This is a genomic window from Maritalea sp., assembly GCF_047634455.1.
Classification (GTDB): Bacteria; Pseudomonadota; Alphaproteobacteria; order Rhizobiales; family Devosiaceae; genus Maritalea.
Map to the genome: position 1 here is coordinate 1 of NZ_JBLIAI010000040.1, position 25,687 is coordinate 25,687.

Sequence of the window (25,687 nt, forward strand, 5' to 3'; positions counted from 1 at the left end):
CGGGGGTAATGGCGGGGCCATAAAATTGCACTTCGCCTTCACCAGGCGCGCCGTGGGCAATGCCATCGAGCCGCATTTGCGTGAGTATTTGGGCTTTACCAACCGCACCAATTTTGTGCTTAACATTGGCTTCGTCCATAAAGAAGGCAGTTGGACCCGTTTCTGTCATCCCAAATCCGTTGCAAATATACGCGCCCCGCTCGGCATATTGGCTGATCAAATCAGCAGGCAAAGCCGCGCCGCCACAGCCAAATTTGATGCCGGTGAAATCCAGATCGGAGAAGTCTTCTCTTAAGCTGAGCGCTTGATAGATGGCGGGCACGCCAAAGAATTTGGAGATTTTCTTTTGATTGATCAGCGACACCAAAATGTTTGCATCAAACTGGGGAACGATAGTTGAATGACCACCATTTAAAAACACGGGCAGGGTGTAAAGATTAATCCCCGCCGTGTGAAACATTGGCAAATAGTTCACGCTGGTATCGTCGCTCGTCAAGCCGATCGCTTGCCCGATGTTAATCGTATTGGCCCATGCCATTTTGGCTGTTTGGATGACGGCTTTTGGTGTGCCGGTGGTGCCAGATGTAAACAACAAATACCAGGGCGCATTTGTGTCCACAGTTTGGTTTATCGGTGCGCCGTTTTCATTTGTTAGCGCATCAAAATGGTGGTCGTGATTGATGGTGTTGCCGATGCCAATCGTTGGCACGCTAAATTGTCGCGCCAGGTGGAGGCCTGTTTCTTCGCCATGTGCATCATAGATCAAAATGGAAATGCCAACGCTGGCCACAACATCAACTAATTCGGCTGCCGGTTGGCGCCAATTTAGGGGGGCAAGAATGAGGTTTGCTTTTTGACAGGCAAATAAGGTGATGAAGAATTCTACATTATTGTGCGTTAGGATACCGATCCGTTCGCCGGCTGCTAATCCAAGCTTTTTTAGGGCATGTGCAAGGGCATTTGCGCCCTGATCAATTTGGGCATATGTCCATTCTTTACCGGTTTCTGTCGCGCTAAATGCAACTTTGTTGGGGGACAGTTCGGCCCGTTTTGCGGCCATGTCAGGCACTGTTTCAAACATGATTAGCCTGCCCGCGATGGTCGAAAATTGTCTAAAGTTGTTGGCATGTGCGGCTGGTTGAAAAGATCAATAAACGCCTGTGTTTCTGCGTCAAGGCCTGCTTCAACTACGCTCAAACGGTCCTTGGTCCAAATAAGTTGTTTGGCGGCAATCAGTGCTGCAATATTTGGTACAGAGGCAAGCTCAAGCGCAATCGCGTGGGCTTTTGCGGTAACGTCTTCATGCTCTGCAATGTGCTGGGCAATGCCCATTTGCACAGCCTGATTTGCGTCAATCTGCAGGTTTTGATGCAAAATGGCGGCAGCGTGTTTTGGTCCGATGATTTCAGGCAGCAAAGCTGTCCAGCCCCCATCTGGGGCAAAGCCAACTTCGCGGTAAAAAGGTTGGATGAAACTTGTGCGATCCAAAACGCCAATGTCTGCCGCAAAAAACAGGCCGCAACTGCCACCGGTGATGGCGCCCTGTGCACCAACAATAATGATTGCGGGCATGCTGAGCATTTTCAGAACAACAGCCTGCAATTGACTAACCAAATTGCGGGCATAGCTTTCACCATTGCCATTTGCACATGCTGCGGAAAAACGCTGAATGTCGCCACCAGTGGAAAAATGCTTGCCGTTGGCACAAAGAATGATCAGTTTTGCCTGCGCATTTTCCGCCTCATCCAAAGCTGCAGCAAGCGCGCTTATCAGTTCGGGCACAAGGGCATTGGCACGGCCTATATTGTTTAAGCAGATTTGGTGACCAACCACTTGGTTGGGGAGGTGATCAATTGGGTATGATATGACCAACTTTTCGCTCATGCCCTCAACCCGTTTTCAATCAGGTCAAATGCAACATCCACCACATGGTCAATGTCTGTCGAACTGTCCAAAACGGCGTATCGTTCACCAAGCGCTTTGGCGATTCCCATAAGGGCCCAGGCCCGCACTTCACTATCGCTTTTACTGATTTCGCCCAATGCTTGGGCTTCTTCCAACCCGGTCTGATAGGCTTGGGCAAAATTGGTGAAATAGGATTTGTAAGCCGCCGGGTCAACAAACCGCGCTTCTTCAACAATTGTGTAAAGTTCAGGACGTTGGCGAACAAATTCAAGGAACGCCTTCAGGCCACGCTTCTCGGCCTCTAGTCGCGTGCTTGATCCCGCAACCGATTGGGCAATGACCTCCCGTGTCAGATGACCCATCTCTTCCACGAGTTCAGAAAAAACTTGCTCCTTGCCTTTAAAATAGATGTAGAGTGTGCCTTGCGCAGTGTCAGCCTCGCGCGTGATATCGGTAATCGAGGCATCCGCGAACCCCATAGTGCCAAACACTTTTTCGGCGGCGCGCAAAATCTTTTCTCGGCGGTTTTTTCCACGTTTGGTCTTGGGGGTCACGATGTCTCCGTAAAACATGAATTATGATTCATGTTTAACATCTTGATTGTGGTCGGTCAATAATGCAAAATTTGGATATCGCAAAATCCACCAATCAAATTTAAGCTGCGCGCAACAAGGATGGCGGTAAAACTTGCATTGTCTGATGCGCCGCTCTGGTGTCATTGTGGTGGCCGTTACTACAAAATAGCCGACGACTTTTGGCATCTTCGCGTCGAAGAAGTGATTGCGGCCTGTACCGTTACAGTGCGTATCCCATTCTCGCGGTTGATGCGGCTGAAACCTTGTCCCATTTCCACATCTGCAACGACAACCAACGGTACAAACGTGCCGTCAGCGCGTCGTCATCGCGTTCAACGAGTAACCAATCTGATTCCGATGATGTATATTCCCCCCCACCCTTAATCCCTCCCCACAAAGGGGGAGGGAAACCTCTTCCGCATTAAGCGCGGGCCTAAACTGCAATCAAAAGATAATTTGCCCTCGTCACCCTGGTGCTCGACACGAGGGGCCATTGTGGGATTGCAAGTGCAGGGCTAATGAGAACAAACCACTACCCTCCTTTTGGCCTCCCCGGACAACGAAGTGGCGTTCACGCCACGCAAGGCCAATCCGGGGTCACCTTTTTTCTCAGAATGTACAGGCACTAAATATTGTTGGAGGACCGCTTGAATCCCAGCTCGATCCCTTCAATTAAGTCGGCTGTAAATACCCTGACTATCTCAGAAAGGCCGCCATTCGCTACACCGCAGAAAACTCGCAAAGCGGACATGCACGCTTGATGGTTTAAAGATCACGCAATAGCCGGGCAGGGCGCGCTGAGGCAGCGCGAAGGATTGTCGTGCCGCCGAGCAATGTGGTGGTAAAGATTGCCAAAAGCAGCACAACACCAAGGACGTCAGTACCAAGGGTAAAATCGACGTCGAGCATCACAAGACTAACAAGCCAACCCAAGCCGACGCCAATCAAAGTTGCAGGCAGCGCGGCGATAGCGGCCAGGATACAGTATTGTACGAGGGCGGTGGCGATGAGTGTCCACCGCGTGGCGCCAAGCACTCTGGTAATTAATGTATCAGCTTCGCGCTGTCGTCGGCCGGTGGCGAGGCTGCCTATTAATACCAGTAAACCATTGCCAACTGCCAACCCGCCCACCAGTGATGCCGCGACGGAGAGTTGGCTCAAGGCACCAGTGATCTGCTTTAGTGTGTCGCCGATGGCGATGAAGCGAACATCACGCAATGCTGTTGCGAGCACGCGTTCCACCGCATTTTCCCGGCCCGGCGCGGCGGTTACCGCAGCAAACAAAGTTGTGGGGTATTGCTCAAGGACGCCGGGGGAAAATGTGACGAGAAAATCAATGCCACCTTGCCAAGAATAATCACGGAAATTGGCGATTTTAACAGTCACCCATTCCCCAAAAACGGCAAATGTCAACGTGTCGCCAATGTCGACGCCCAAACCTGAGCGCAGGCTTTGGTGCAAGGACACAAGCCCAGGACCCTGATAATTTTCAGGCCACCATTCGCCTGCAACAATTTTGGATGATTTGGGCAGCTGAGTGCGAAACGTCACTGGAACTTCGCCAGAGAGTAAAAAAGTTGCCTCTGGACCACGTGTGCGAACAGAAGCTGCGGGGGCATTGTTGATCTCGACCAGTGCACTGCGCAGCATGGGCAATGAGTCAAGGAAAGTAATATCGCTCCTTGGCCCAACCATATCTTCAATAATTTCGACCTCATCCGGGAATAGATCCGCGGCGACCAAAGTGGGTACATCGAAGGCAGAGGCCCCCAAAAATTCCTGTCGCAAATTAGTTTGCAGCACCATCACCAGAATGAGCATAGCCATTGCCATACCCACTGACACGACAACTGCTGACGCGTTGGACCCAGACCCTAAAATGGCACGCAGCGCGCGTCGCAACAGTTTTGCTGATGGCTCGGGCAGCGACGAAAGTGCGGTCTGAATAAGCCGCACAAACAGATGCAATGCGATAGCCGACAGGGCACTTGCGGCCCCAAACGCTGCAACCAGAACCAGATCGCCTGTCATGGCAAACGCCAGGCCAACAAATGCGACAATGGAAATGATAAGAAGCAAAATCTGCCAAGGTCCTGCAAGCGCGTGCCAATTCATTGGTAGCACTGACAATCCCTTCGCGCGGAATAGGAGCACCGGACGAACGGCTTGTGCCTGCTGCAAAGGTATGTATGAAAATGCGAATGCGGTCAGAAAACCACTGCCTGCTGCCACAAGCGCTGGCTGCAATTGTGTCGTTGGTGCAAGGTTCACCCCTATGGCTTCCCCAATCAGCGGAAGAAGCACAATTGCAGTTCCCAAACCCACGGTCAAACCAATGATGACGCCGACGGTTGCGAGCATTGTCACTTGAGAAAAGAAATGAACAAAGATACGCGATCGCGCAGCGCCCATGCTGCGCATAACGGCTATGACGCTCGAGCGTTCAGCGATATAGGCCTGCATGCCAGTCCAAACGCTCACGCCGCCAATCAGCAAGGACCCCAGGCCGACAATTACAAGAAAGCGCATGAATTGGTCGTAATACCGCACCATTGCGCCCAAGCCATCGCGCGCGGTGCGCACGGTCCAGCCAGAATCGGCGAAGGTGCGCTCAAGGTCGGCTTTCACACTATCGCGGTTTTGGTTTTCAAGCAGCAACTTGTAGCGGAACCAATTGCCCAGTCCGGGGAGGGGGGATGAGCGATCAGATATCGTTCTTAACCCTGCTGTGGTAATCAAGGTTGTTAAGCCCAACCTGTAGCCGCGTACCGGACCATCGGGCAATTGCAACAGCTGGCCCCGCGCCTGAAAAGTGGTACCACCAAGGTTAAAAGTGTCTCCCACTTTAAGATCAAGTTGATCAAGCATAAGGGGGTCAATCAGCGCACCATAGACACCATCAGTTTCTGACAAAAACTCAAAAACAGAGGAATCGTCTTGCGGTGGTTGACTTAAAACCTGGCCAAGCAGGGGATATGTTTCGCCAATTGCCATTAAGTCGACAAAGGCGTCGCGGTCCTCCGCTTGGGCACGCAGATTCGTATCCAGCACAGTCGAAATTGTCCCGAAGCCGGCCAACTGTTCAAGTTCTTGTTCTGTTGCCCAACGGTCAGCACGCGACAGTTCCAAGTCGCCTCCCATCAGCTTGGCGGCATCCAAATCGACAGCGCGGGTGATGCTGGCACCCACAAAGCCAACGCCTGCGATCAAAGCCGTCCCAACGGCGAGACAAATCACAAGTAAGACAAACCGACGTAGGTCGCCACGCATGTCCAACAAACCAGTACGAACGGCGGCGCGAATAGCGAGCATCAGCGACCGTCCTGGTTTTCGGACAATTCGCCTTTGGTCATGGTCACCACTCTATCGGCACGTGCCGCCAATTTTGAATCATGGGTGACAAGCACCACAGATGTGCCCCGTTCGCGCGCGAGGTCGAACAATAACTCAATCACCAACTCGCCGGTCTTTTGATCGAGATTGCCAGTCGGTTCGTCCGCCAACAATAAAGCCGGGTTGGTCACCATTGCCCGCGCCAGCCCCACGCGTTGCTGTTCTCCGCCCGAAAGGGCGGAGGGCCGATGATCAAGCCGATCTTCTAACCCAACAGAGGCGAGCGCTTCAGTTGCCTTTTTGCGCACTTGAGACAAGGAAAGATCGGGGGACGCGATTTCGAGTGCTAAACCAACATTATCAAGGGTCGACAGGGAAGGAATGAGATGAAAGCTTTGAAAGACAATAGCAAGAGTATTGCGGCGAAAACGGGCGAGATCGTCTTCACTCAACCCCGAAAGCTCTTCGCCATTTACAACTATTTGTCCCGATGTTGCCTGTTCAAGCCCGGCCAACAACATCAAAAGTGAAGTTTTGCCGCTGCCAGATGGGCCGACAATGGCCACAACTTCGGCGGGTTCAACCCGAAGCGACACATTCCGCAGGATTTGCAAATTGCCAGAGGCGATTTCCAAACTGTAATTCACATTGGCGGCGTTGATTATTGGTGCACCTGAGCTACTCACTTAATCCGCCTCCATGCGACACGATTCACTTAATCTTCTTCAACACTACCCGATTCTTTGGGGAAGCCGACACGAGATTGGATTAACGTTTGGTCTAAAATAATGCGCCATTCGCGACTATTGTCCATCATTCTTCGACGTTTTTTGCATTTTGTGCGCACGAATCTGTAAAATTAGTATTTTTTTAGTCCAAAGATGGTCGGCTTTACTATTTAATATGCGCGAATATATGCAACATCTGTCTCTTAGGAACGTATAGGCCAGCGAATCGTGATAAAAATCTCAAAGATATTGGCAGCGATATTGACGTTTTGTTTGTCCATTGTGGGTGCCAGCGCTGCCCAGTCAGGCAACAAGGAACAGGCACTGCTTAGTTCCTATATCGGCAATTGGCGTGGCGAAAGTGTCTTGGTCGGGAGCGACAAACCCGACCCATTCCGATGTCGGCTTTCCGTCACGAAAGGCATTCAAGCCAAAATCAACTATTCGGGTCGTTGTACCTTGATCACGACGACACTTTCGGTCAACGGCACGATTGCCTATATCGACGAGAGTCGGCGCTATGAAGGCGCTATGAGTACGAATGTCGGGTTCACCGGGTTGGCCGTCGGCATTCAGAGGGGCAACACAATCAGTTTTAACCTGAAAGAGAAGAAAAAGGACCGTGGCGGTAGCGACGTGCGCGTTGGAGCGCGGCTCGTGCTTGAGGGCGATTCAATCATCGTCTATTTTGAAGTCGAGTTCAACGATTCCGGCAATGTGATGACGGCCGACGTACCCTTTGCTAGATAGCCCAAGGCGGTAAACCACCAGACCATTGTTTAAAACTTGGTTTCCTCCAGCATTTTTTCTTTGAACATTTCAGCCAGTGTTTTCCAACCCAGGCATTTTCTCGGCGTTTTGACATTGAGCGCACGGGGCAACGCTATCGAGATCAACGTGTCGGTTGCGCGAAATACGGACATCCATTCGCCCCAACAATCGTGATTTACCCGATCCTTACATCTGGTTTTGTCTACGACTTAAAAAACCGCCAATTATTGGCCCGAGACTGTGTGCACCTGTCCGAGTTTACGGCCCGTTCGAAAATGAGACTGCCTATTGCTTGTGATAAACATCTGGCACAAGCGTTTTTATGGCTTCAATTTTATTTTGCTAAATTTGACACACGATTATGATGGTCTGCGAACAGAATTACCGCCTGCAATTATCTGATTTATCAGTTTTGCCACTGCTAAGTGCATTTCATTATTAACTCCGCCATCCTCAATGGCACCCTCATGAGAAGCCGAGGAGTCTTTCAGCACACCTATTATCTCGTCTTCGGGTAGGATTTTTGCATCATTTAACGCCAGAAGCAGCGCTTCGCATATCGAAAGAGCGGCGATTCCTGAATAGGTGTTGCGGTTTTTCATGCTATATATTCCTTAAAAAGGACTGCACCTGTTCAGAATATCCAAATTGTGCCCTGTGCAGGCTGTCAAATATTTGCCAACGCCGCGCTGATTGACATCAGTATTGATGCAATTGTTTTTGCGTTTGAGCGTTTGTTTGTGACAAACGAGCACCAAAGATGATCGCTAGTTCTCTTGCCCGTAAGCTTGGAGCCTTTGTTAAGCTGTCTGCCACCGAACTGAGTGTGTTGGATTCGTTGAACAAGCGCAAACGTATCTTCGTGGCCGGCCGTGACCTTGTCCACCAGGGACAGTCTGATCAGGCCGCCTATATCCTTGCTTCGGGATGGGCCTGTTCATACAAGCTGCTTCGAGATGGCGAACGACAAATTGTTGACTTTCAAATACCGGGAGATTTCTTGGGTTTGCGGAGCGTTCTCTTGCACACGTCCGACCACAATGTTGAGCCAGTCACCGATATTGAAGTGACCGAAGTGTTGGCGTCGGATCTGCTGGACGCCTTCGTTAAGACACCGCGCCTGGCCATGGCCATCTTGTGGGCCACATCTCGTGACGAGGCAATGGTTGTGGAACACCTGGTCGACATCGGGCGGTGCTCCGCTGGTGCACGTATGGCACATTTCCTGTTGGAACTGGGCACTAGACTGTCATTGGTTGGGCTGGGGAGTAGAGAAGGTTATGCTTGCCCACTTACACAATATCATTTGGCGGATGCACTTGGGTTGAGCGCAGTCCACGTTAATCGGGTGCTGCGTAAGTTAAGAGACAAAGGCATGGTCACGTTTCGCGAGGGATTAGTGACCTTCGATGATTATGATGCTCTTGCGACATTTGCGGAGTTTGATCCGACTTATCTGGATCAGATTGGACCAATCCTAGTTTAAAGGAAATATCGCTATACCAAAACCGTTAGATTCGACCAAGCAGCATTAAGATGAATAGTACGATTAGAACTGTTCCCAGTACACCAACGCCAGTGTGCCCATAGCCGTATCCATAGCCGCCAAAGCGCCCGCTAAATCCGCCCAACAGAAAAACTATCAGTATAACGATAAGGATGATGCCAAGCGACATTTTGTGTACTCCAAATCTTGGGATCAGCTCGTATTGCGAGTGGCCCCAATGTTTAAGCTAATGGATGCGCGGAAAAAAGGCGGATTTGTGCTGTTCGCTTATTTTCCGTCGATGGAAATGCCATCTTTATTGATCTCAATTTTAATGCCGCTTTGTTGTTCTTGGTAATACAGATAACCTGTTACCGCCGCAGCGATGGCAAACATTGCGATCAAGATGAGTAGTAGATTTCGATTTTTCACATTGTTCTACTTTTTGTCTTTGATGTCGCCGATAGTATTTTGGACTTTACCTACCACTTTGTCGGCCTCACCTTGCAACTGCAGTTTCGGGTCGCCTATGGCTTTGCCGATTGCGACTTTGACTTTGCCTTTTACGACTTTTGCTGAGCCAATTACTTGGTCTTTGTCCATTGTATTTCCTTTTATTTTAGTGCCTGACAAGAGACTTGTAGACTGTTCGTACAATAGTGGTGACCAAACTAACCTGCACTGATGTAGGTTAGCTTGGGCTCAATCCACTTTTTGGTTTTCCACATGGCAGAAACCTACTTTGTGATCTTACCACCATCGTCGGTCCAAGAGGATAGGGATTGGCCGCTTTCAACAAACCCTGATGTTTGATTGCTAGTGTTCTGGGCTTTTGGGTCCATTCTGATGATGTCCGGCCTGACCCATGAATATTACGGTGACAAATATTACGGTGACAGTTTACTTAATTCGCGTAAAGAGATGCGAAATTTTGGTTCTTGGCAAGACTAGCTAGGGGTGTGAGCGCTGACTGAACTGCGACTTGTTGTTAAATGATGGCTTCGGATATTATTGGACTATCCTGCGCGTCAAACGCCTGTTAGTCGATCGAACTGCCAAGTTTTTGTCGCAACCGTGTCACGCTGGCAGAAGTATGGGCACGCCATAGGTGGCTTAAGGCATCAATGTCACCTATTCTGACTGCATGATAAAAGTCGCGAATTTCACTATGTAAGTTTTGACACTCAATTTCCACATCATCTGGACCAAGCGATTTAAGCCAAATGCTGGCGGTTTGGTAGAAGTGCAACTCCATCGCTTTTCGCAATGGTGCATTGGCGGTTAGATTGGCTAGCGCATGGAAAGTTGAAATATTGACAACACAGTAGCCGCGCGCGGTTGGATTTCTGGTCAGTTCTTCGCTTTGGCGAAAAAGGTCCTCAAAAAGGGAAACTGTTTCCACCGTAATTGGCAAAGGCGATAAGCGCGCTAAAAGTGGCGCCAATTCCATGCGCAACTGATAGACCTGATAAAGGTCTTCGTTTGAGATGTCGGTAACAATCGTGCCCACACCCTGTACCGACTCCAGTAGCCCTTCGCTTTGCAAGCGAAACAGAACGCGCCGCAACGGGGTGCGACTTACGCCAAATTCTTCTGCGAGGTCTTCTTCACGCAAGCGAGTGCCAGGCGGGTAATCGAGCAGAGAAATGCGCGAGCGGATTTCTTCGTATATTTGCCGGAAACGACGACCGGCCGTACTTTCCGCCTTCTTTTCTGTGTCTTGCGATTTTTTGTTGTGGATTTTGCCCATAACTCTGAATTAGCCCTCAGCCATGGAATAGGCAAGCTTTTCAATCAGCTGTTGGCATTCTTCGAGCTGCGCGATTTCAATAAACTCATCCGCTTTGTGGGCCTGTTCGATTGACCCAGGTCCGCAAACAATAGTCTCAACACCTAATTGTTGAAACAGTCCAGCCTCGGTGCCAAATGCCACCAAATGGGAGTCATTTGCACCGGTCAACCGTGCGACGAGTTCGCGTGCGGCGTTCGAGGCCATGGGCTCAAGACCCAAAACCTCACCAATTGTATGGGTGGTGATATTGGCATCGGGCCAAACGGCACGCATTGCAGGCAACAATTCAATTTCGCAATATTCTTTCAGCGTGCTCTTTACCCAGTCCGCATCAAAGTGGGAAACAGGGCGCATTTCCCAGTCCACTTCTGCGTGACTGACAATTACATTGTGGACAGCACCGCCTGCCAAGCGACCTAGATTTATAGTCGTCCAAGGGGGATCGAACGCGCTGTCGGCTGGTGCACGCTTTTTCAATAGTTCGCGCAATTCCAAAAGTTTTGAAACAAATTTTGCAGCATATTCTGCGGCGTTAACACCCCGATCTGGCATGGAGCCGTGCCCTGCCAAACCTTCAAAATGTACGGTATATTCGCAACAGCCTTTGTGCCCGTCGACAATTTTCATTTGGGTTGGCTCTCCCACAATTGCCGCGGCGGGCATGTGTGGGCGTTTTTGCAAAAGACTGGCGAGTTCTCGCCCGCCTAAGCAGCCCACTTCCTCGTCATAAGTGAAGGCAAAATGGATCGGTCTTTTAAGTTTGAGTTCAGAAAACAAAGGCGCCATCGACAAGACGACCGCAATAAAGCCTTTCATATCGCAGGTGCCGCGCCCGTAATATTTGTCTTTGTCTGCGGAGAGCAGAAATGGATTTCTGGCCCACGTTTGATCAAAAACCGGTACCACATCTGCGTGGCCCGATAAAACAATGCCGCCGGGCATATCTTCTCCGATTGTGGCAAAGATGTTGGCCTTGTTGCCTGTTATATCCTGTTGCAGTTCAATTGCCGCGCCAACCCCTTCGAGTTGGTTGGCAACATAATTGATTAGATCAAGATTGCTGTCCGCAGAAATAGTGGGAAATGCAATAAGGTCCGCAAAAATTTGCTCGAAATTGTCACGCATCTGCCTAGTCTTTCACGAACAGTTTTCGAGGTTGGTTGCAAAGGCACTCGGCGGGCCCAGTTTCTTTGATCAGGATACTTTCGGTGATTTCTAATCCCCAATCAGCTTCCCAAATTCCGGGCATAAAGTGAAATGTCATGCCGGGTTGAAGAACGGTATCGTCCTCGACGCGGATAGAAGCGGTTCTTTCACCCCAATCCGGCGGATACGAAATGCCTATGGGGTAGCCTGCGCGAGAAGATCGTGTGATGCCTACCTTTTCAAGTTCTGTGGCTAGCACTACAGCTACATCCTTCGTTCTTGCCCCCGCGACAGCGGTTTCAATGCCCGCTTCAATGCCAGCAACCAATGCCTTTTCAGCGTCGAGCATAAACTGCGGCGGTTTGCCGAGATATATGGTGCGACTTAAAGGCGCGTGGTATCGGCGAAAGCACCCCGAAATTTCAAAGAAGGTGGCTTGGTCATTCTCAAATTCTCGCCCGTCCCAAGTAAGGTGCGGTGCCGCTGCATCCGAACCGCTTGGCAATAGTGGAACAATAGCTGGGTAATCGCCCCAGTCATCGCCGGCTCCTTTTATCGCATCGGCATAGATTTCAGCCACCATATCGTTCTTTTTTAGTCCAGGCGCGATTCGCTCCACGACCCCGTCAATGATCTTGTTGGAAATCTTGGCTGCCTTGCGCATATAGACGATTTCTTCCTCACTCTTTATGAGCCGCTGCCAGTTCACTAGCGCTGTGGCATCAACAAAATTTGCGTTGGGAAGGCTTGATTGCAGCGTTAAATAAGCCTTGGCTGAGAAGTAATAATTGTCCAACTCAACGCCGATCGACTTGTTTGCATATCCTTTTTGTTCCAGCAGTTGCGCCAGATTTTGCATTGGATGACGCTCGGTAGATTGCACATAGTTGTCTGAATAAAAGGTGATGTTTTCATCCGCCATCCACACGGTCCGCAGCGCACCATTCGCATCTTGTAAGCGGCCCCACCAAATTGGATCTTGGTCGAGTAATATAATGACGCCCTGATGCACATAAAAAGACCACCCATCATAGCCCGTAAGCCACGACATGTTTGAAGGGTCTTCGATAAACAACACATCAATCCCATTTTTTGTCATGGATAGGCGAACCTTTTTCAGCCGCCGCGCATACTCACCTGAAGAAAATGGTATATTTTTCACAATCATCGCAAACTCCCAAAATGCAATAGATGTGTACAACAAACCAAAAACACATGCAGGTCAAGCGTCATGATTGCCCATTGAACGGGAATTTTGTATTTGACAACGCAAACTGTATGGTCATGATGTATACAACTGGGAAAATTTAAGAGGAGGAAGTAAAATGAAATTCACAACAATTTTAGCTGCGGCCGCTGCCGCGTCGCTCACTGCGTTTTCAGCTGTGGGTGCTTATGCAGAAACTGTCAAAATTGGATTTGCCAATGAAGTGCCCTGGGCTTATCCCGGCGACGGAAATGAACCGCTCGGTTTTGTAAACGTCATCGCGCTAAATGTATTAAAGGCGGCAGGCTATGATGGCACCGAGTCTGTGGTCAGCGAATGGGGCGGTTTGATCCCTGGACTAGACGCTGGTCGCTCTGACATGGTTACAGGCGGATTGTACATCACACCATCTCGTTGCAACGCAATTGCTTTTTCAGATCCCATAATGCAAGCCTATGACGCATTCGTCATGAGTGGGGACGCCGGTGTTGCTTCATATCAGGACATCATTGATTCCGGCCAAGTTTTTGTGACAGGCGCAGGCTACAACCAAGTAGCGGCTTGGGCCGATGCGGGTGGGGCACCTGATAAAATTCTTGAAGTGCCTGGACCAGCCGAAATCATCGCAGCCGTCGAAGCTGGGCGCGCCATTGCTGGTGGTGTAACTGTGTTCACCGCAGCGGAAGCGATTGCCAATAATGACAACCTGACCATGGCACCAATTCCTGGTTCAACATATTATGTTGGTTTTGGCTTCACCAAAGATAATCATAAGCTCAGAACCTCAGTGAACGCAGCAATTCATGAATATGTAGGCACTGAAAAAATGTTGGCCGATGTTGCAGAATATGGCTATTCGAAAGCCAATCTGCCCGGCAACGTGACTGTTGGTGAAGCATGTTTGCTTCACGCTAACGATTAGCTCTGAAACTCAGAGCTGCCAAAACGGTTGATATTGGAGCCCGACTTTGTTTGGGCTCCTATCATTCATTCACTCAAACCGGCATAGAGGTCAGCAATGGGACCTATCGTAAGTATCTACGAGGGTATTCAAACTGCTATTAAGGTTTTTTTGGCAGGCATACTGAGCGGGGTCGAAGTTTCAGGCCGCGTTGACAGTTATCCAGAATTTCTCGCCAAATTCGGTGATCGCTTAGTTGATGGCACCTTCATAACCTTGGAGCAAACAGTGTTGGCTATTGTCGTCGCAGTTGCGATGGCCACAGTTTTTGGCGTGGGGCGCGTTTCGAATTCGTTTCTCATCCGTTCAATCTCAACCACCTATATTGAGTTTTTCCGCGGCACTTCTTTGATTGTGCAATTATTCTGGATTTTTTATGTTTTGCCGTTCTTTGGTGTGGTTTTGGACCCATATCCTGCAGGCTTTGTCGCCGTAGGATTAAATCTGGGCGCATACGGAGCGGAAGTTGTGCGCGGCGCCATACAGGCAGTACCGCGCGGCCAATATGAAGCGGCATATGCGCTCAATATGTCTTCGCGCTTGCGTATGCGACGCATCATATTTCCGCAGGCAGTTGTCATCATGCTACCAGCTTGGGGTAATCTGCTGATTGAACTGCTCAAAGGGACTGCTCTAGTGGGCCTGATCAGCGTTACGGACCTCATGTTTCAATCAAGACAAGTGTATTCGCTAAGTTACGCGGCCATTGAGACATTTGGCACAATTTTGATCATTTACTATTTAATCGCAAGGCTGGTCATCACGCCATTGATGCGTTTCCTCGAAGCGTGGATGTCGCGCAACCTCAAGCGAAATTAGGAACCAGTATGTTTGATTTCATCACGGACTATTTCGCACAGGTCGGTGCAAGGTTAGATTGGGATTGGGAACTCGTGCAATGCGTTGTATTTCCCAAACTTTTTGGTACCGCATACACCGATTTAGGTTTTGCAGCAGCATGTAAAGACCCAGCAGTTAGCGGTACACTGCTTGGCGCATTGGGAAATACACTGACCGCAGTGTTCCTTGGATACGCTATAGCGATGGTTGTTGGTTTGGTATTTGCAATTGGTCAGCGCACACGCAGCAAAATATTGACGCACATCGTGCGCGAACTGGTTGAGTTTATCCGTTCCACACCGTTAGTGGTGCAGATATTTTTTGTATTCTTTGTTGGCCCCCAATTTGGCATCACGTTAAGCCCCTGGGTTGCGGGCATGACCGCCATTGGATTGCATTATGCAGCCTATTTATCCGAAGTGTATCGTGGCGCACTAAACGCCGTGCCAGCAGGACAAACTGAAGCGTGTATCGCACTTAATTTGCCTGCCAGACGCACTTTTTTTGGCATCATTGTGCCGCAAGCTCTCCCGTTGGCACTGCCCGGCATGGGCAACTATCTGATTGGCATATTTAAAGACACGCCCATGTTGATGGTTATTGGTGTCGCGGAAATGATGCATGTGGCCACCGCAATCGGCTCGGAATATTGGCGCTATACCGAAGTCATGACAATTGTGGGGTTGATCTTTTTAACGCTTTCACTGCCGACTGCGGCTGTTTTGCGAATGTTTGAGACATTTGTCCGTCGCAAGATGGGTATGACGCGATGAAAATGAACGCCTTAGCAGTCCCAACTCATCAACAAGAAGGTTCATAAAATGGAAGATATGTCCCGTTACCCGTTAGAATTGACAGGTGATGACGTGCCGATGGTTCGATTTATGAATGTGACCAAGCGATATGGCGACTTGACTGTTCTAGACTCGCTCAACCTCGATATCCAACCGAGCGAAATGGTCACTGTCATTGGCCCGTCTGGCTCAGGCAAAACGACCGTTTTGCGGATGCTGATGACATTGGAAAAAATTAATGGCGGCGTGATTTACGTTGATGGGAAGCCGTTAACGCATATGGATAAAAACGGCACTTTGGTGCCCGCATCCGACAAATATGTGCGTTCAGTCAAAGGGGACATTGGCATGTGCTTCCAGCATTTTAACCTGTTCCCGCATATGACTGCGCTTCAAAACTGTATTGAAGCGCCCATCCATGTTCTCAACATGAGTAAAAAGGACGCGACTGAACGAGCAGAAGAAATGCTCGAAATGGTGGGATTGGCAGAAAAAAAGGATCAACATCCGATAAGGCTTTCTGGTGGCCAGCAACAACGTGTCGCGATTGCGCGCGCGCTATGCATGCGTCCAAAAGTCATGCTGTTGGATGAAGTCACCTCAGCACTCGATCCAGAAGTTATTGGTGAAGTGACAAATGTGATTAAAAAACTCGTTACTGAGCACAATTTGACAATGCTCATGGTGACCCATCAAATGGGTTTTGCTCGGGATATATCGGATAGAGTTTGCCTTTTCTTTGATGGAAAAATTGAAGAACAAGGTACCCCTGAGGATTTGTTTGACAACCCGCAGCGCGAGCGTACTCAGCAATTCCTGAGTGCAGTGAAATCGGCGGACTAATCGGTTATGATTGAGTTGTCTGATATATTTGCTGCGCGCAAATCCATTGCTGGCCATGCGGACAATACACCTTTGGTGCCTTCACCATTTTTGTCGCAAAAAGCAGGGCATGATTTCCTGCTCAAACTTGAAATAGCGCAACCCATTGGCGCATTTAAACTTCGGGGGGCGGTGAACGCGATCATGGGTTTAGATGCAGCCGTGGCCGGGGTTACCTGTTGTTCAACAGGCAATCATGGTCGGGCAGTCGCATTCGCCGCCCGCTTGCGGGACATGCGTGCGGTGATTTGCATGTCAGCTCTTGTGCCGCAAGCAAAGGTTGACGGCATCAAACAATTGGCCGCTGAAGTGCGGATTGTTGGGCAAAGCCAAGATGAGGCAATGCTCGAAAGTCAGCGTCTTAGTCGTGATGAAGGGCTTGTGGAGGTATCGCCGTTTGATGATCCTATGGTCATAGCTGGACAGGGCACGATTGGCTTGGAGATCCTTCAAGAACGGCCTGACATTGAAACGCTTCTTGTTCCTTTGTCCGGTGGCGGTTTGGCCGCCGGCATTTGTGTTGCCGCCAAAGCAATTAATCCAAAGATTAGAACCATCGGGATATCCATGGATAGAGGCGCGGCTATGGCCGCATCAATTTCTGCAGGGCAACCCGTTGAGGTGGGCGAGGTGCCAAGCCTCGCAGATAGCCTTGGCGGCGGCATTGGGTTGGAGAATAGATTGTCTTTTCCTCTTTGCCGGGATCTGCTCGATGAGATTATTTTGGTGACAGAAGAAGAGATTTATCACGCCGTACAAGCGCTGTATTTTGAAGATCGGCTGATTGCAGAGGGCGCTAGCGTCGTCGGGATTGCCGCCGTACTGACCGGCAAGGTGGAGGTTAAAGGACCGACGGCAACGATCATCACGGGCCGAAATTTGGACATGGACGTCTTCACGCAGATCATTGCGGGTCAAGACATTGCTTTGGGTGATTATTGCGTGAAAGGGGAACGATATGGCGGATGACATTTTGATCGTAACGGAAGCGGAGTTAAGATCTGTGCTCCACTTTGATCGGGCGATCAATGATTTGGTTGAAAAAGCCTTTGCCGCTTTGGCGAACAAAGATGTGATTATGCCACCCATCATGTCTATGGATATCCCCAACGCAAATGCTGAGGTCGATGTAAAAACTGCTTATATTCCGGGCTTGGGGGGATTTGCAATTAAGGTTTCGCCCGGCTTCTTTGATAACCCCAAAATTGGATTGCCCAGCCTTAATGGCTTGATGATGCTCTTAAGCGCAAAGACAGGACTGGTTCAGGCCGTGTTTTTGGACAATGGCTATTTGACCGATCTTCGCACCGCTGCAGCAGGCGGCGTAGCGGCGCGGTTTCTCGCGCCGAAAAAGGTCAGCATTGCAGGTGTTGTCGGCACAGGTGTACAAGCCCGCTTGCAGATTGCCGCGGCTTTTGAAGAGCGAAAGTTTGAAAAGGTATTGGTTTGGGGCCGTCACCCAGGTCACGCCCAACAATGTGCAAATGACATAGAAAACCAAATCGGTGTACCCGCAGAGGTCGCGCAAAATGTGGAAACACTGGTGGCGCAAGCTCAACTGGTGGTGACCACAACACCCGCCCGCGCGCATTTGATAAAGGCGGACTGGTTACATCCCAACTTGCACATAACTGCAATGGGTTCCGACCAAGAAGGTAAGGGCGAGCTTGATCCGCAAATCGCGGCGCATGCTGACCTTTTTGTTTGTGACCGCGTTTCCCAATGCGAAAAACTTGGTGAGTTGCGCAGTGCGATTAAGGCAGGCGCATGGTTGGTCGGGCGTACGCCGACAGAGCTTGGCGATATTGTTGTGAACAGATCTGCAGGACGGGAAACCGAAGAACAAATAACAGTTTGCGATCTCACGGGCACAGGCGCGCAGGATACAGCAATTGCCAATCATGCGTATGAGATGGCCCGAAAGAACAATTTTGGCACGCTTTTCAAAGCGAATAGTTAGCGAGATTCGGTTATGCTTAAACTAGATGAGCGCGACATTCAGATTCTCAAGCTTTTGTCGCAAGAAGGTCGGATTTCAAAATCCGAACTTGCCGGACGGGTCAACCTATCAGCAACCGCTTGTTGGGAACGCCTCAAGCGATTGGAAGGGGCGGGAGTTATTGAATCGTATAGCGCCAATATCGCTTTGCAAAAGATCACAAACTCGGTGACAATATTTGTGGCCGTGGAATTGGAAAGCCATCAAGCCGCTAGCTTTCGCCAGTTTGAAGCAGCAATTGAACAATATGATGAAATCCAAGCCTGTTGGGCCATTGGAGGCGGTCTTGATTACTTTATGCAAGTGGTCACAAAAAGCATCGATAGCTATCAGCGCTTAATCGATGAATTGCTGGACAAAAAAATCGGGCTGGCGCGGTACTTCACCTATATTGTGACAAAGCCGATTAAACAAACGAACATGCCCCCGTTTGATTTGCTTATGGACGCCAAATAATATCTGCCTGTTGGTCCAATAGTGAGTTCTTCTTTTGTTGCACCAATTTGACGACAACTCATCTGAAATACACGGCGAGTTTGGTGCCATCTTCCTTTGATTTTCACATACCATTCCTTGGAGTTTAGGGAGATGGATATGAGCACAAATCAATTGTTAGCGGAGCGCGAAAATGGGCGTACGATAATGGAATTGCAGGACGCAAAATTATTGCGTCAGTTCTCCTATATTGACGGCAAATGGGTAGCAAGCACTGACGGTCAATCGACGGCGGTTGTCAACCCAGCGGACGGCACTTGGATTGGCGAGGTTTCCGCGCTGACGACGCAGCAGAGCCTGGCCGCGGTTGATGCTGCCGATCGCGCGTTTGGTGTTTGGTCTCAAAAGCTACCTGAAGCGCGCTCGAAATTGTTGCGACGTTGGTACGAATTGATCATCGAACACAAGTCCGATCTTGCACAGATCATGGTCTTTGAACAGGGCAAGCCTTTGTCTGAGGCATTGGGTGAGATCGATTATGCAGCTTCATTTGTAGAATTTTACGCTGAGGAAACTAAGCGTCCCAATATTGAAGGCGTCACTTCGCCTTTCAACCATGCTGAGGTTGAACTATGGCGCGAACCGGTAGGTGTGTGCGGACTGGTAACACCGTGGAACTTTCCAGCTGCGATGCTGACGAGAAAGGCAGCTGCAGCTTTGGCTGCAGGATGCACAGTGGTGGCGCACCCATCAGCTGAGACGCCATTTTCAGCGCTTGCGCTTGCTGAGCTAGCCGAGCGAGCCGGATTTGAGCCAGGCGTGATCAACATTGTCACCGGTTCAGCATCCAAGATTGTTGAGCCGTGGACAAAAGATACGCGTGTTAGGGCCTTGTCATTTACCGGCTCCACTGAAATTGGGCGGCTTTTATATCGCCAATGTGCGGACACGGTGAAAATACTTGTGCTAGAGCTTGGCGGGCATGCGCCCTTCATCGTCTTTGAGGATTGTGACCTTGATCGGGTCATCAAAGAAGCGATTGCCGCCAAATTTTCCACGTCGGGCCAAGATTGTTTGGGCGCAAACCGCTTCTATGTCCATGAAAGTGTCTATGACACATTTTGTGAAAAGTTTGCGGCCGCCACCGCCGCTTTAAAAGTCGGGCCGGGGATTGAAGACCTCGATATTGGCCCAATGATGAATAAAAACGCGTTCGATAAACAAGTTGACCATGTCGCCGACGCGGTAGCGAATGGCGCTCAGGTTCTGGTAGGCGGCAAACAACATAAATTGGGCGGGCTGTTTTTTGAACCAACAATTATCTCTGACGTGCCAGATGATGCAAAAATCATGCGTGAAGAAACATTTGGTCCCGTCGCGGCGGTGCAAAAGTTCAGCGATGAGCAAGCAGTGATCAAAAAAGCAAACTCTACCGAATATGGCCTAATTGCTTATCTTCACACCTCTGATCCAAAGCGCATCTATCGCATGACCCGGGCCTTGGAGTTCGGCATGGTTGCGGTCAACCGCACCAAGGTCACCGGCGCACCAATCCCGTTTGGCGGGTACAAGCAATCCGGCCTTGCCCGCGAAGGGGCACGCCACGGTTTAGAAGCCTTCACTGAAATTAAATATGTCTGCCGCGACTGGGAGTAGTGACGCGCGCACCAATCATCACGCAAAATTTAAGGACTAACATGCTTAAAAATGATCAATTAGACCAATGGGACCGCGAAAACTTTTTCCACCCTTCAACCCATTTAGCGCAACATGCGCGTGGCGAAAGCCCTGCGCGCATTATTACCGGCGGCAGCGGCGCCCATATTGTGGACCGCGATGGCAACAAATTGCTTGATGCATTTGCAGGCCTTTACTGCGTTAATGTGGGATATGGCCGACCAGAAATAGCCGAAGCGATTGCTGAGCAGGCAAAAGAGCTAGCATATTATCACTCTTATGTTGGGCACGGCACCGAAGCGTCGATTACGCTGGCTAAAATGATTTTGGACCGTGCGCCCAAAAACATGTCGAAGGTCTATTTTGGGTTGGGTGGCTCGGATGCCAACGAAACAAACGTCAAATTGATCTGGTATTACAATAATATATTGGGTCGTCGTGAGAAGAAAAAGATCATTTCTCGATGGCGTGGCTATCATGGCTCTGGGTTGATGACCGGCTCGCTAACAGGTTTGGACCTGTTTCACAAAAAGTTCGATTTGCCATTATCGCAAGTCGTGCACACAGAAGCGCCTTACTATTTCGGTCGTAAAAACATCAAGCAAACGGAAGGCGAATTTGTTGCCCACTGCGTTGCCGAACTGGAAGCGCTAATTGAACGTGAAGGTGCAGACACAATCGCCGCCTTTATTGGCGAACCGGTTTTGGGTACGGGCGGCATTGTGCCACCACCTAAGGGTTATTGGGCAGCGATCCAAGCGGTGTTGAAAAAATACGATATTCTGTTGGTCGCAGATGAAGTGGTTACAGGCTTTGGTCGCTTAGGCACGATGTTTGGTTCCGAGCATTATGGGATTGAGCCAGACCTGATCACCATCGCGAAAGGCATGACTTCGGCCTATGCGCCACTTTCAGGCTCCATTGTAGGCGAGAAAATGTGGTCAGTTTTGGAAAAAGGTACAGACGAAAACGGCCCTATTGGTCATGGTTGGACCTATTCAGCGCACCCTATTGGAGCCGCAGCAGGTGTCGCAAACCTCAATCTTATCGATAAGCTTGGGCTTATAGAAAATGCAAGCAAGGTCGGTAAATATCTGAACGAGCAAATGACGCAAGCGCTCGGTGATCATCCCCATGTAGGCGATGTGCGCGGGGAAGGTATGATGTGTGCAGTTGAATTTGTCGCAGATAAAGAAAAGCGCAAATTTTTCGACCCTTCGAAAAAGATCGGGCCGCAAGTTGCAGCAGGGTTGCTGGAAAAAAATGTTATTGGACGCGCAATGCCACAAGGTGATATTTTGGGCTTTGCACCTCCATTTTGCCTCACATATGAAGAAGCCGATGAAGTGGTGTCAAAAACCTCTGAGGTTGTGAACAATCTGGTGTTCTAAACTAGCTGACGTGTTTGGCGGCGGACGGTTTACTACTGTCCGCTGTATATTGGTTGAGTTGCAAAAACAGCGAGAAACAAGTGACGACGAACGTGAGCGCCACCTGAACTACAACCTTTGTCTCCGCTAGAGTAGGGGATGATCATTCGATTAGCGATCTGCTCAGGTGTCCAGCCATGCTTGATGAGTTCAACAATTTTGAGATGCAACGCGGGATAAGCGATACAGCTTGCGTTGCTTTTTGCGTCGTTTATGCGCCATTTTGTTAGCAGTTACGGCAAAATAGCCAACAACATTGCGCAAGGGTATTGCTGTGGATATTCGTTCCACTCCGCCCTGCCGACCTGTGCCCGAGAAACGGGCAGGAGCTGGCGTAACTGGCCCACAATCGAGAGTCTGACAGCGAATTTGAATGGCAGTGGATTGACATCTAACGCACCTGACAATAGACTTACTAACTGATCAGTCAGTTGGTGGGCACAATATTTGAGGGCCATAGCAAAGGTGGTAGGCGGAATGCATCAGCCAAGCAAGAATTCGGGCATCGCCAAGGATACGCCGCAAGACATTATTAACGGCGTTCTTTCCGTTATGGCGAAGGAGGGCATCGCCAACCTCACCACCAAATTGGTCTCCAAGCGTGCCGGGGTGTCGACCGCCTCGATTCATTATTTCTTCGATACCAAGGACGTGCTGATTTATGAGGCCTTCGGCTATATGGTGCGTTCGTTGCGCGAAGAGACTATTGCAATCCGTCGATCAGAATCCGACCCACTAAGGCGGATCGCTCGATCTCTCGAAGTCCATTTCAGTCCGTTTCATTTGGCAGCGGATTTCTCAATCATATGGCCGCAATTTTGGGCCTATTCTGGTGCCGATGAAAGCGTCGCCCGGTTGATGCACATTTTCAGCATTAGGATGATTTCAAATAGTACGGCAGATTTGCGCGAACTGGGATATTCGCGCGCCGCAGCGCGCATGAAAGCCATTGAGCTAAGCGCATTGCAGCGCGGTTTGTGGATCGAGCGCCGATTGGCGCTGAGCGTGAACCAAGAGGAATGCTGGCGGATTTTGGAGACCACCTTGGCCACCATCGCAAAGGAAACTGGCCGGACGGCCCTCAAGTTCAACCTAAAGACGAACGCGATTGACCGCCCGGTTTCCCCAACTTGCTCACAACAAAAGGCAGCGAACCATGACCAATCAAGTTAAAGAGCAAGCCCTGCCGTCAACGGCACGCGCAGTGGTGATCGGCGGCGGTGTTGTCGGTGTTTCGACGCTATATCACTTGGCAAAAAAAGGATGGACGGATGTCATCCTGATTGAGAGAAAGGAGCTAACGTCTGGCTCCACCTGGCACGCCGCGGGGCTGCTTCCTCTGTTTAATATGAGCTATTCCGTGGGCCAATTGCACAAATATTCCGTGGAGCTTTATGGCCGGCTCGGCGATGAGGTCGATATGGATGTGGGCCTTAGAACAGTCTCCAATATTCGTTTGGCCACAACCCGCGACCGGATGGATGAATTTCACCAATATGCCGGCGTCGCCCAGACGATCGGGGTGGATGTTGAATTTCTAACACCTGATGAGGTTGTTGAGATATGGCCCTTGGCGGTTAAAGACGGTCTTGTCGGCGCCATTCGCCATCCGAATGATGGCTATGTGCAACCAGCGGACCTCACCCAGGCACTTGCACGCGGGGCACGCTCTCTCGGTGCCAAAATCCACCGATATACGACGGTGACGGGCATCAGCCAGGCGCCGGACAGCGAATGGACAGTCGAGACGGATAAGGGCACGGTAACGTGCGAGCATGTGATTTCATGCACTGGCAATTTTGCACGCCAAACGGGCGCCATGGTCGGGCTCGACCTGCCGGTTATGCCGGTAGAGCACCAGTTTATTGTCACCGAACCTCACCCCGCAATTCTTGAAAGACGCGAAAAGGGACTGCCAGAAATGGGCGTGCTGCGCGAATCCGACGGCTCTTGGTATATGCGCGAAGAAGCTGGCGGCCTCCTGCTCGGCCCCTATGAGGTTGGGGCACCGGCTTGTTACGTTGATGGTCCGGATGCGCAGAGCGAATATGAACTGTTTCAGGAAGATGTTGAGCGCCTGATACCGCATATCGAGTCGGCGTTCCATCGTGTGCCGATTTTCGAAAAGCTGGGCATCAAGAAAGTTTATAATGGCGCAATCGCCTATACACCGGACGGTAACCCGATTGTGGGACCAGCCTGGGACAAAAAGAATTTTTGGCTGAATGAAGGGCACAGCTTTGGTATTACCGCCGCTGGCGGTGCTGGTTGGCAGCTTGCGGAATGGATTGTTGAAGGCACGCCCAGCGTTGACATGCTCGGCGTTGACCCGCGAAGGTTTGGGGATTACGCCACTAAATCTTATCTTATCAAGAAAAACGAAGAAGCTTATGACCATGTCTTCAAGGTGCATTATCCGGATGAAGAGCGCGGGGCAGCCCGGCCGCTGCGCACCTCGCCATGCTATGACCGGATGAAAGAAAAGGGCGCGGTATTTGGACATCTTTTCGGCTGGGAACGACCAAACTGGTTCGCCCCCGATGGCGTGCCGCAAGAAGACGATTGGTCATTCCGTCGGTCGAATTGGTTTGAGCATGTGGGCAATGAATGCCGCAATGTGGCGGAGAATGTCGGCCTTCTTGACATGTCGGCGTTCGCCAAGGCGCGCGTAAGCGGGCCGGGGGCGGAAGCCTTCCTCGACCACATACTTGCGAACCGGTTGCCGAAAAAAATAGGTCGCGTCGGCTTGCTGCATGGCCTCACGCCGCTGGGCGGAGTCCATTCCGAATTCACGGTGCAGCGCGAAGGCCCGGACAGCTTCTATATCGTCTCCGCGGGTGCCTGGCAGCGGCTAGACCATGACTGGCTGAAAAAACAAATGCCGACAGATGGGTCGGTGCAGTTTCAAAATCTTACCGGCGCGATGGGCGTACTCGTGGTCGCTGGACCCAAGGCGCGCGACTTGCTGCAACCAATATGCGGTGCCGATCTTTCAAGTGAAGCCTTCCCGTGGTTGACCGGTCAGGAGACCTCCATCGGTCACGCGCCGGTTAAACTTTTAAGGGTCAATTTTGTTGGTGAGCTTGGCTGGGAAATCCATCATCCGATCGAGTATCAAAACCATATTTTCGATGCGATCTTTAAAAATGGCGATGCCCATGGCCTTAAACCCTTCGGCATTCGCGCAATGAATAATCTGCGCATTGAAAAATCTTACCGCCTAGTCGGTACGGAAATGTCGATTGAATATTCGGCATATGAGTCGGGTTTGGATCGATTCATTGCATTGAAGAAGGGTGACTTCATCGGCAAAGAAAATCTTGTCGCCTGGAAGGAGCGCGGGGCCAGGAATGCGTTCGCTACCCTTGAGGTGTTGGGCTGCGAGGATGCTGATGTCGTCGGCAACAACCCGATTTATCTCAACGGCGAAGTTGTGGGCCGGGCGACGGGCGGCGGTTTTGGCTTCCGCCTCAACAAATCTCTCGCCCTTGCCATGATCCGTCCTGATCTTGTCCAAACAGATCAGGAGTTGGAGATCGAAATTCTGGGACAGCGGTACAAGGCGGTCGTTTTGCCGGAAAGCCCTTACGATCCAGACAATGAAAGGCTGCGCTCGTGATACGGTATTCAGCGCGCTCTCTTTTTGCCAATGCGCTCTCCGGCCACAAGAACTGGCCGGAGCAATGGCCCGATGCGGCACCAAAAAAATCCTATGATGTCATCATT

Annotated in this window: 26 protein-coding genes; 13 read left to right on the forward strand and 13 right to left on the reverse strand. The window is 50.4% G+C overall.

What is annotated here, in order from left to right:
* The 5 genes from ACJAZW_RS10625 to ACJAZW_RS10645 all read right to left on the reverse strand — a co-directional run.
* A partial coding sequence (locus ACJAZW_RS10625) for an AMP-binding protein (protein ID WP_415157858.1) occupies window positions 1-1,081 on the reverse strand: 1,081 nt, incomplete at its 3' end.
* 2 nt (window positions 1,082-1,083) lie between these two features.
* Window positions 1,084-1,884 (reverse strand): enoyl-CoA hydratase/isomerase family protein, encoded by an 801-nt coding sequence (locus ACJAZW_RS10630; RefSeq protein ID WP_415157860.1) that lies wholly within the window; start codon window positions 1,882-1,884, stop codon window positions 1,084-1,086.
* Window positions 1,881-2,459: a TetR/AcrR family transcriptional regulator gene (locus ACJAZW_RS10635; RefSeq protein WP_415157862.1), complete on the reverse strand. Its 579-nt coding sequence runs from the start codon at window positions 2,457-2,459 to the stop codon at window positions 1,881-1,883. Before ACJAZW_RS10635 ends, ACJAZW_RS10630 begins: the two co-directional genes overlap by 4 nt.
* A 786-nt stretch (window positions 2,460-3,245) precedes the next feature.
* Complete coding sequence (locus ACJAZW_RS10640) at window positions 3,246-5,792, reverse strand: ABC transporter permease (protein WP_415157864.1); 2,547 nt, start codon at window positions 5,790-5,792, stop codon at window positions 3,246-3,248.
* Window positions 5,792-6,499 (reverse strand): ABC transporter ATP-binding protein, encoded by a 708-nt coding sequence (locus ACJAZW_RS10645; RefSeq protein ID WP_415157866.1) that lies wholly within the window; start codon window positions 6,497-6,499, stop codon window positions 5,792-5,794. Before ACJAZW_RS10645 ends, ACJAZW_RS10640 begins: the two co-directional genes overlap by 1 nt.
* A gap of 270 nt (window positions 6,500-6,769) precedes the next feature.
* Here ACJAZW_RS10645 and ACJAZW_RS10650 point away from each other — a divergent pair, with 270 nt between their 5' ends.
* Window positions 6,770-7,291, forward strand: coding sequence for a hypothetical protein (locus ACJAZW_RS10650; protein ID WP_415157868.1), 522 nt, complete (start codon window positions 6,770-6,772; stop codon window positions 7,289-7,291).
* 29 nt (window positions 7,292-7,320) lie between these two features.
* Here the strand turns inward: ACJAZW_RS10650 and ACJAZW_RS10655 are convergent, their stop codons facing one another.
* Together ACJAZW_RS10655 and ACJAZW_RS10660 are read right to left on the reverse strand one after the other, a co-directional pair.
* Complete coding sequence (locus tag ACJAZW_RS10655) at window positions 7,321-7,464, reverse strand: hypothetical protein (protein WP_415157870.1); 144 nt, start codon at window positions 7,462-7,464, stop codon at window positions 7,321-7,323.
* A gap of 207 nt (window positions 7,465-7,671) precedes the next feature.
* Window positions 7,672-7,914, reverse strand: coding sequence for a hypothetical protein (locus ACJAZW_RS10660; RefSeq protein ID WP_415157872.1), 243 nt, complete (start codon window positions 7,912-7,914; stop codon window positions 7,672-7,674).
* Window positions 7,915-8,072: 158 nt separating this feature from the next.
* On the opposite strand from ACJAZW_RS10660, the gene ACJAZW_RS10665 reads away from it, so the two are divergent.
* Window positions 8,073-8,798, forward strand: a complete 726-nt coding sequence (locus tag ACJAZW_RS10665) for a Crp/Fnr family transcriptional regulator (RefSeq protein ID WP_415157874.1) — start codon at window positions 8,073-8,075, stop codon at window positions 8,796-8,798.
* A gap of 25 nt (window positions 8,799-8,823) precedes the next feature.
* Here ACJAZW_RS10665 and ACJAZW_RS10670 read toward each other — a convergent pair whose 3' ends face one another.
* From ACJAZW_RS10670 to ACJAZW_RS10695, 6 genes are all read right to left on the reverse strand, one after another.
* Window positions 8,824-8,988, reverse strand: coding sequence for a DUF3309 family protein (locus ACJAZW_RS10670; RefSeq protein ID WP_415157876.1), 165 nt, complete (start codon window positions 8,986-8,988; stop codon window positions 8,824-8,826).
* Between the two features lie 98 nt (window positions 8,989-9,086).
* Window positions 9,087-9,230 carry a hypothetical protein gene (locus ACJAZW_RS10675; RefSeq protein ID WP_415157878.1) on the reverse strand — a complete coding sequence of 48 codons (144 nt, stop codon included), beginning with the start codon at window positions 9,228-9,230 and terminating at the stop codon, window positions 9,087-9,089.
* Window positions 9,231-9,236: 6 nt separating this feature from the next.
* Window positions 9,237-9,401, reverse strand: coding sequence for a CsbD family protein (locus tag ACJAZW_RS10680; protein WP_415157880.1), 165 nt, complete (start codon window positions 9,399-9,401; stop codon window positions 9,237-9,239).
* Between the two features lie 436 nt (window positions 9,402-9,837).
* The gene (locus ACJAZW_RS10685; protein WP_415157882.1) at window positions 9,838-10,548 is read right to left on the reverse strand and encodes a GntR family transcriptional regulator; all 711 of its coding nucleotides are present in this window, start codon (window positions 10,546-10,548) and stop codon (window positions 9,838-9,840) included.
* Window positions 10,549-10,557: 9 nt separating this feature from the next.
* Window positions 10,558-11,715 (reverse strand): acetylornithine deacetylase, encoded by a 1,158-nt coding sequence (gene argE, locus ACJAZW_RS10690; protein WP_415157884.1) that lies wholly within the window; start codon window positions 11,713-11,715, stop codon window positions 10,558-10,560.
* A 4-nt stretch (window positions 11,716-11,719) separates the two neighbouring features.
* Window positions 11,720-12,904, reverse strand: a complete 1,185-nt coding sequence (locus ACJAZW_RS10695) for a M24 family metallopeptidase (RefSeq protein ID WP_415157886.1) — start codon at window positions 12,902-12,904, stop codon at window positions 11,720-11,722.
* Window positions 12,905-13,061: 157 nt separating this feature from the next.
* Here ACJAZW_RS10695 and ACJAZW_RS10700 point away from each other — a divergent pair, with 157 nt between their 5' ends.
* The 11 genes from ACJAZW_RS10700 to ACJAZW_RS10750 all read left to right on the forward strand — a co-directional run bounded on the left by ACJAZW_RS10700 (window position 13,062) and on the right by ACJAZW_RS10750 (window position 25,580).
* Window positions 13,062-13,865: a transporter substrate-binding domain-containing protein gene (locus ACJAZW_RS10700; protein WP_415157888.1), complete on the forward strand. Its 804-nt coding sequence runs from the start codon at window positions 13,062-13,064 to the stop codon at window positions 13,863-13,865.
* Between the two features lie 96 nt (window positions 13,866-13,961).
* Window positions 13,962-14,723 (forward strand): ectoine/hydroxyectoine ABC transporter permease subunit EhuC, encoded by a 762-nt coding sequence (gene ehuC / locus ACJAZW_RS10705; RefSeq protein WP_415157890.1) that lies wholly within the window; start codon window positions 13,962-13,964, stop codon window positions 14,721-14,723.
* Between the two features lie 8 nt (window positions 14,724-14,731).
* Window positions 14,732-15,517 (forward strand): ectoine/hydroxyectoine ABC transporter permease subunit EhuD, encoded by a 786-nt coding sequence (ehuD, locus tag ACJAZW_RS10710; RefSeq protein WP_415157892.1) that lies wholly within the window; start codon window positions 14,732-14,734, stop codon window positions 15,515-15,517.
* 48 nt (window positions 15,518-15,565) lie between these two features.
* Window positions 15,566-16,381: an ectoine/hydroxyectoine ABC transporter ATP-binding protein EhuA gene (gene ehuA / locus ACJAZW_RS10715; protein WP_415157894.1), complete on the forward strand. Its 816-nt coding sequence runs from the start codon at window positions 15,566-15,568 to the stop codon at window positions 16,379-16,381.
* Between the two features lie 6 nt (window positions 16,382-16,387).
* A complete protein-coding gene (gene eutB / locus ACJAZW_RS10720; RefSeq protein ID WP_415157896.1) occupies window positions 16,388-17,389 on the forward strand; it encodes a hydroxyectoine utilization dehydratase EutB in 1,002 nt (333 codons plus the stop codon).
* The gene (locus ACJAZW_RS10725; protein WP_415157898.1) at window positions 17,379-18,380 is read left to right on the forward strand and encodes a cyclodeaminase; all 1,002 of its coding nucleotides are present in this window, start codon (window positions 17,379-17,381) and stop codon (window positions 18,378-18,380) included. The genes eutB and ACJAZW_RS10725 overlap by 11 nt, the downstream gene beginning before the upstream one ends.
* A gap of 12 nt (window positions 18,381-18,392) precedes the next feature.
* Window positions 18,393-18,875, forward strand: coding sequence for an Lrp/AsnC family transcriptional regulator (locus tag ACJAZW_RS10730; protein ID WP_415157900.1), 483 nt, complete (start codon window positions 18,393-18,395; stop codon window positions 18,873-18,875).
* A gap of 138 nt (window positions 18,876-19,013) precedes the next feature.
* On the forward strand, window positions 19,014-20,510 hold the full coding sequence (locus tag ACJAZW_RS10735; protein ID WP_415157902.1) for an NAD-dependent succinate-semialdehyde dehydrogenase: 1,497 nt from the start codon (window positions 19,014-19,016) through the stop codon (window positions 20,508-20,510).
* Between the two features lie 41 nt (window positions 20,511-20,551).
* Complete coding sequence (locus tag ACJAZW_RS10740) at window positions 20,552-21,922, forward strand: aspartate aminotransferase family protein (RefSeq protein WP_415157904.1); 1,371 nt, start codon at window positions 20,552-20,554, stop codon at window positions 21,920-21,922.
* 516 nt (window positions 21,923-22,438) lie between these two features.
* Window positions 22,439-23,134 (forward strand): TetR family transcriptional regulator, encoded by a 696-nt coding sequence (locus ACJAZW_RS10745; protein ID WP_415157906.1) that lies wholly within the window; start codon window positions 22,439-22,441, stop codon window positions 23,132-23,134.
* A complete protein-coding gene (locus ACJAZW_RS10750; RefSeq protein ID WP_415157908.1) occupies window positions 23,118-25,580 on the forward strand; it encodes a GcvT family protein in 2,463 nt (820 codons plus the stop codon). Before ACJAZW_RS10745 ends, ACJAZW_RS10750 begins: the two co-directional genes overlap by 17 nt.
* Window positions 25,581-25,687 lie beyond the last annotated feature (107 nt).

What these genes read in the sequence shown, in the direction of transcription:
- ACJAZW_RS10630 (WP_415157860.1), bottom strand. Translation starts at nt 1,884, where the DNA reads ATGAGCGAAAAGTTGGTCATATCATACCCAATTGATCACCTCCCCAAC.
- ACJAZW_RS10640 (WP_415157864.1), bottom strand. Translation starts at nt 5,792, where the DNA reads ATGCTCGCTATTCGCGCCGCCGTTCGTACTGGTTTGTTGGACATGCGT.
- ACJAZW_RS10655 (WP_415157870.1), bottom strand. Translation starts at nt 7,464, where the DNA reads ATGTCCGTATTTCGCGCAACCGACACGTTGATCTCGATAGCGTTGCCC.
- ACJAZW_RS10660 (WP_415157872.1), bottom strand. Translation starts at nt 7,914, where the DNA reads ATGAAAAACCGCAACACCTATTCAGGAATCGCCGCTCTTTCGATATGC.
- ACJAZW_RS10665 (WP_415157874.1), top strand. Translation starts at nt 8,073, where the DNA reads ATGATCGCTAGTTCTCTTGCCCGTAAGCTTGGAGCCTTTGTTAAGCTG.
- ACJAZW_RS10670 (WP_415157876.1), bottom strand. Translation starts at nt 8,988, where the DNA reads ATGTCGCTTGGCATCATCCTTATCGTTATACTGATAGTTTTTCTGTTG.
- ACJAZW_RS10680 (WP_415157880.1), bottom strand. Translation starts at nt 9,401, where the DNA reads ATGGACAAAGACCAAGTAATTGGCTCAGCAAAAGTCGTAAAAGGCAAA.
- ACJAZW_RS10685 (WP_415157882.1), bottom strand. Translation starts at nt 10,548, where the DNA reads ATGGGCAAAATCCACAACAAAAAATCGCAAGACACAGAAAAGAAGGCG.
- argE (WP_415157884.1), bottom strand. Translation starts at nt 11,715, where the DNA reads ATGCGTGACAATTTCGAGCAAATTTTTGCGGACCTTATTGCATTTCCC.
- ACJAZW_RS10695 (WP_415157886.1), bottom strand. Translation starts at nt 12,904, where the DNA reads ATGATTGTGAAAAATATACCATTTTCTTCAGGTGAGTATGCGCGGCGG.
- ACJAZW_RS10700 (WP_415157888.1), top strand. Translation starts at nt 13,062, where the DNA reads ATGAAATTCACAACAATTTTAGCTGCGGCCGCTGCCGCGTCGCTCACT.
- ehuC (WP_415157890.1), top strand. Translation starts at nt 13,962, where the DNA reads ATGGGACCTATCGTAAGTATCTACGAGGGTATTCAAACTGCTATTAAG.
- ehuD (WP_415157892.1), top strand. Translation starts at nt 14,732, where the DNA reads ATGTTTGATTTCATCACGGACTATTTCGCACAGGTCGGTGCAAGGTTA.
- ehuA (WP_415157894.1), top strand. Translation starts at nt 15,566, where the DNA reads ATGGAAGATATGTCCCGTTACCCGTTAGAATTGACAGGTGATGACGTG.
- eutB (WP_415157896.1), top strand. Translation starts at nt 16,388, where the DNA reads ATGATTGAGTTGTCTGATATATTTGCTGCGCGCAAATCCATTGCTGGC.
- ACJAZW_RS10725 (WP_415157898.1), top strand. Translation starts at nt 17,379, where the DNA reads ATGGCGGATGACATTTTGATCGTAACGGAAGCGGAGTTAAGATCTGTG.
- ACJAZW_RS10730 (WP_415157900.1), top strand. Translation starts at nt 18,393, where the DNA reads ATGCTTAAACTAGATGAGCGCGACATTCAGATTCTCAAGCTTTTGTCG.
- ACJAZW_RS10735 (WP_415157902.1), top strand. Translation starts at nt 19,014, where the DNA reads ATGAGCACAAATCAATTGTTAGCGGAGCGCGAAAATGGGCGTACGATA.
- ACJAZW_RS10740 (WP_415157904.1), top strand. Translation starts at nt 20,552, where the DNA reads ATGCTTAAAAATGATCAATTAGACCAATGGGACCGCGAAAACTTTTTC.
- ACJAZW_RS10745 (WP_415157906.1), top strand. Translation starts at nt 22,439, where the DNA reads ATGCATCAGCCAAGCAAGAATTCGGGCATCGCCAAGGATACGCCGCAA.
- ACJAZW_RS10750 (WP_415157908.1), top strand. Translation starts at nt 23,118, where the DNA reads ATGACCAATCAAGTTAAAGAGCAAGCCCTGCCGTCAACGGCACGCGCA.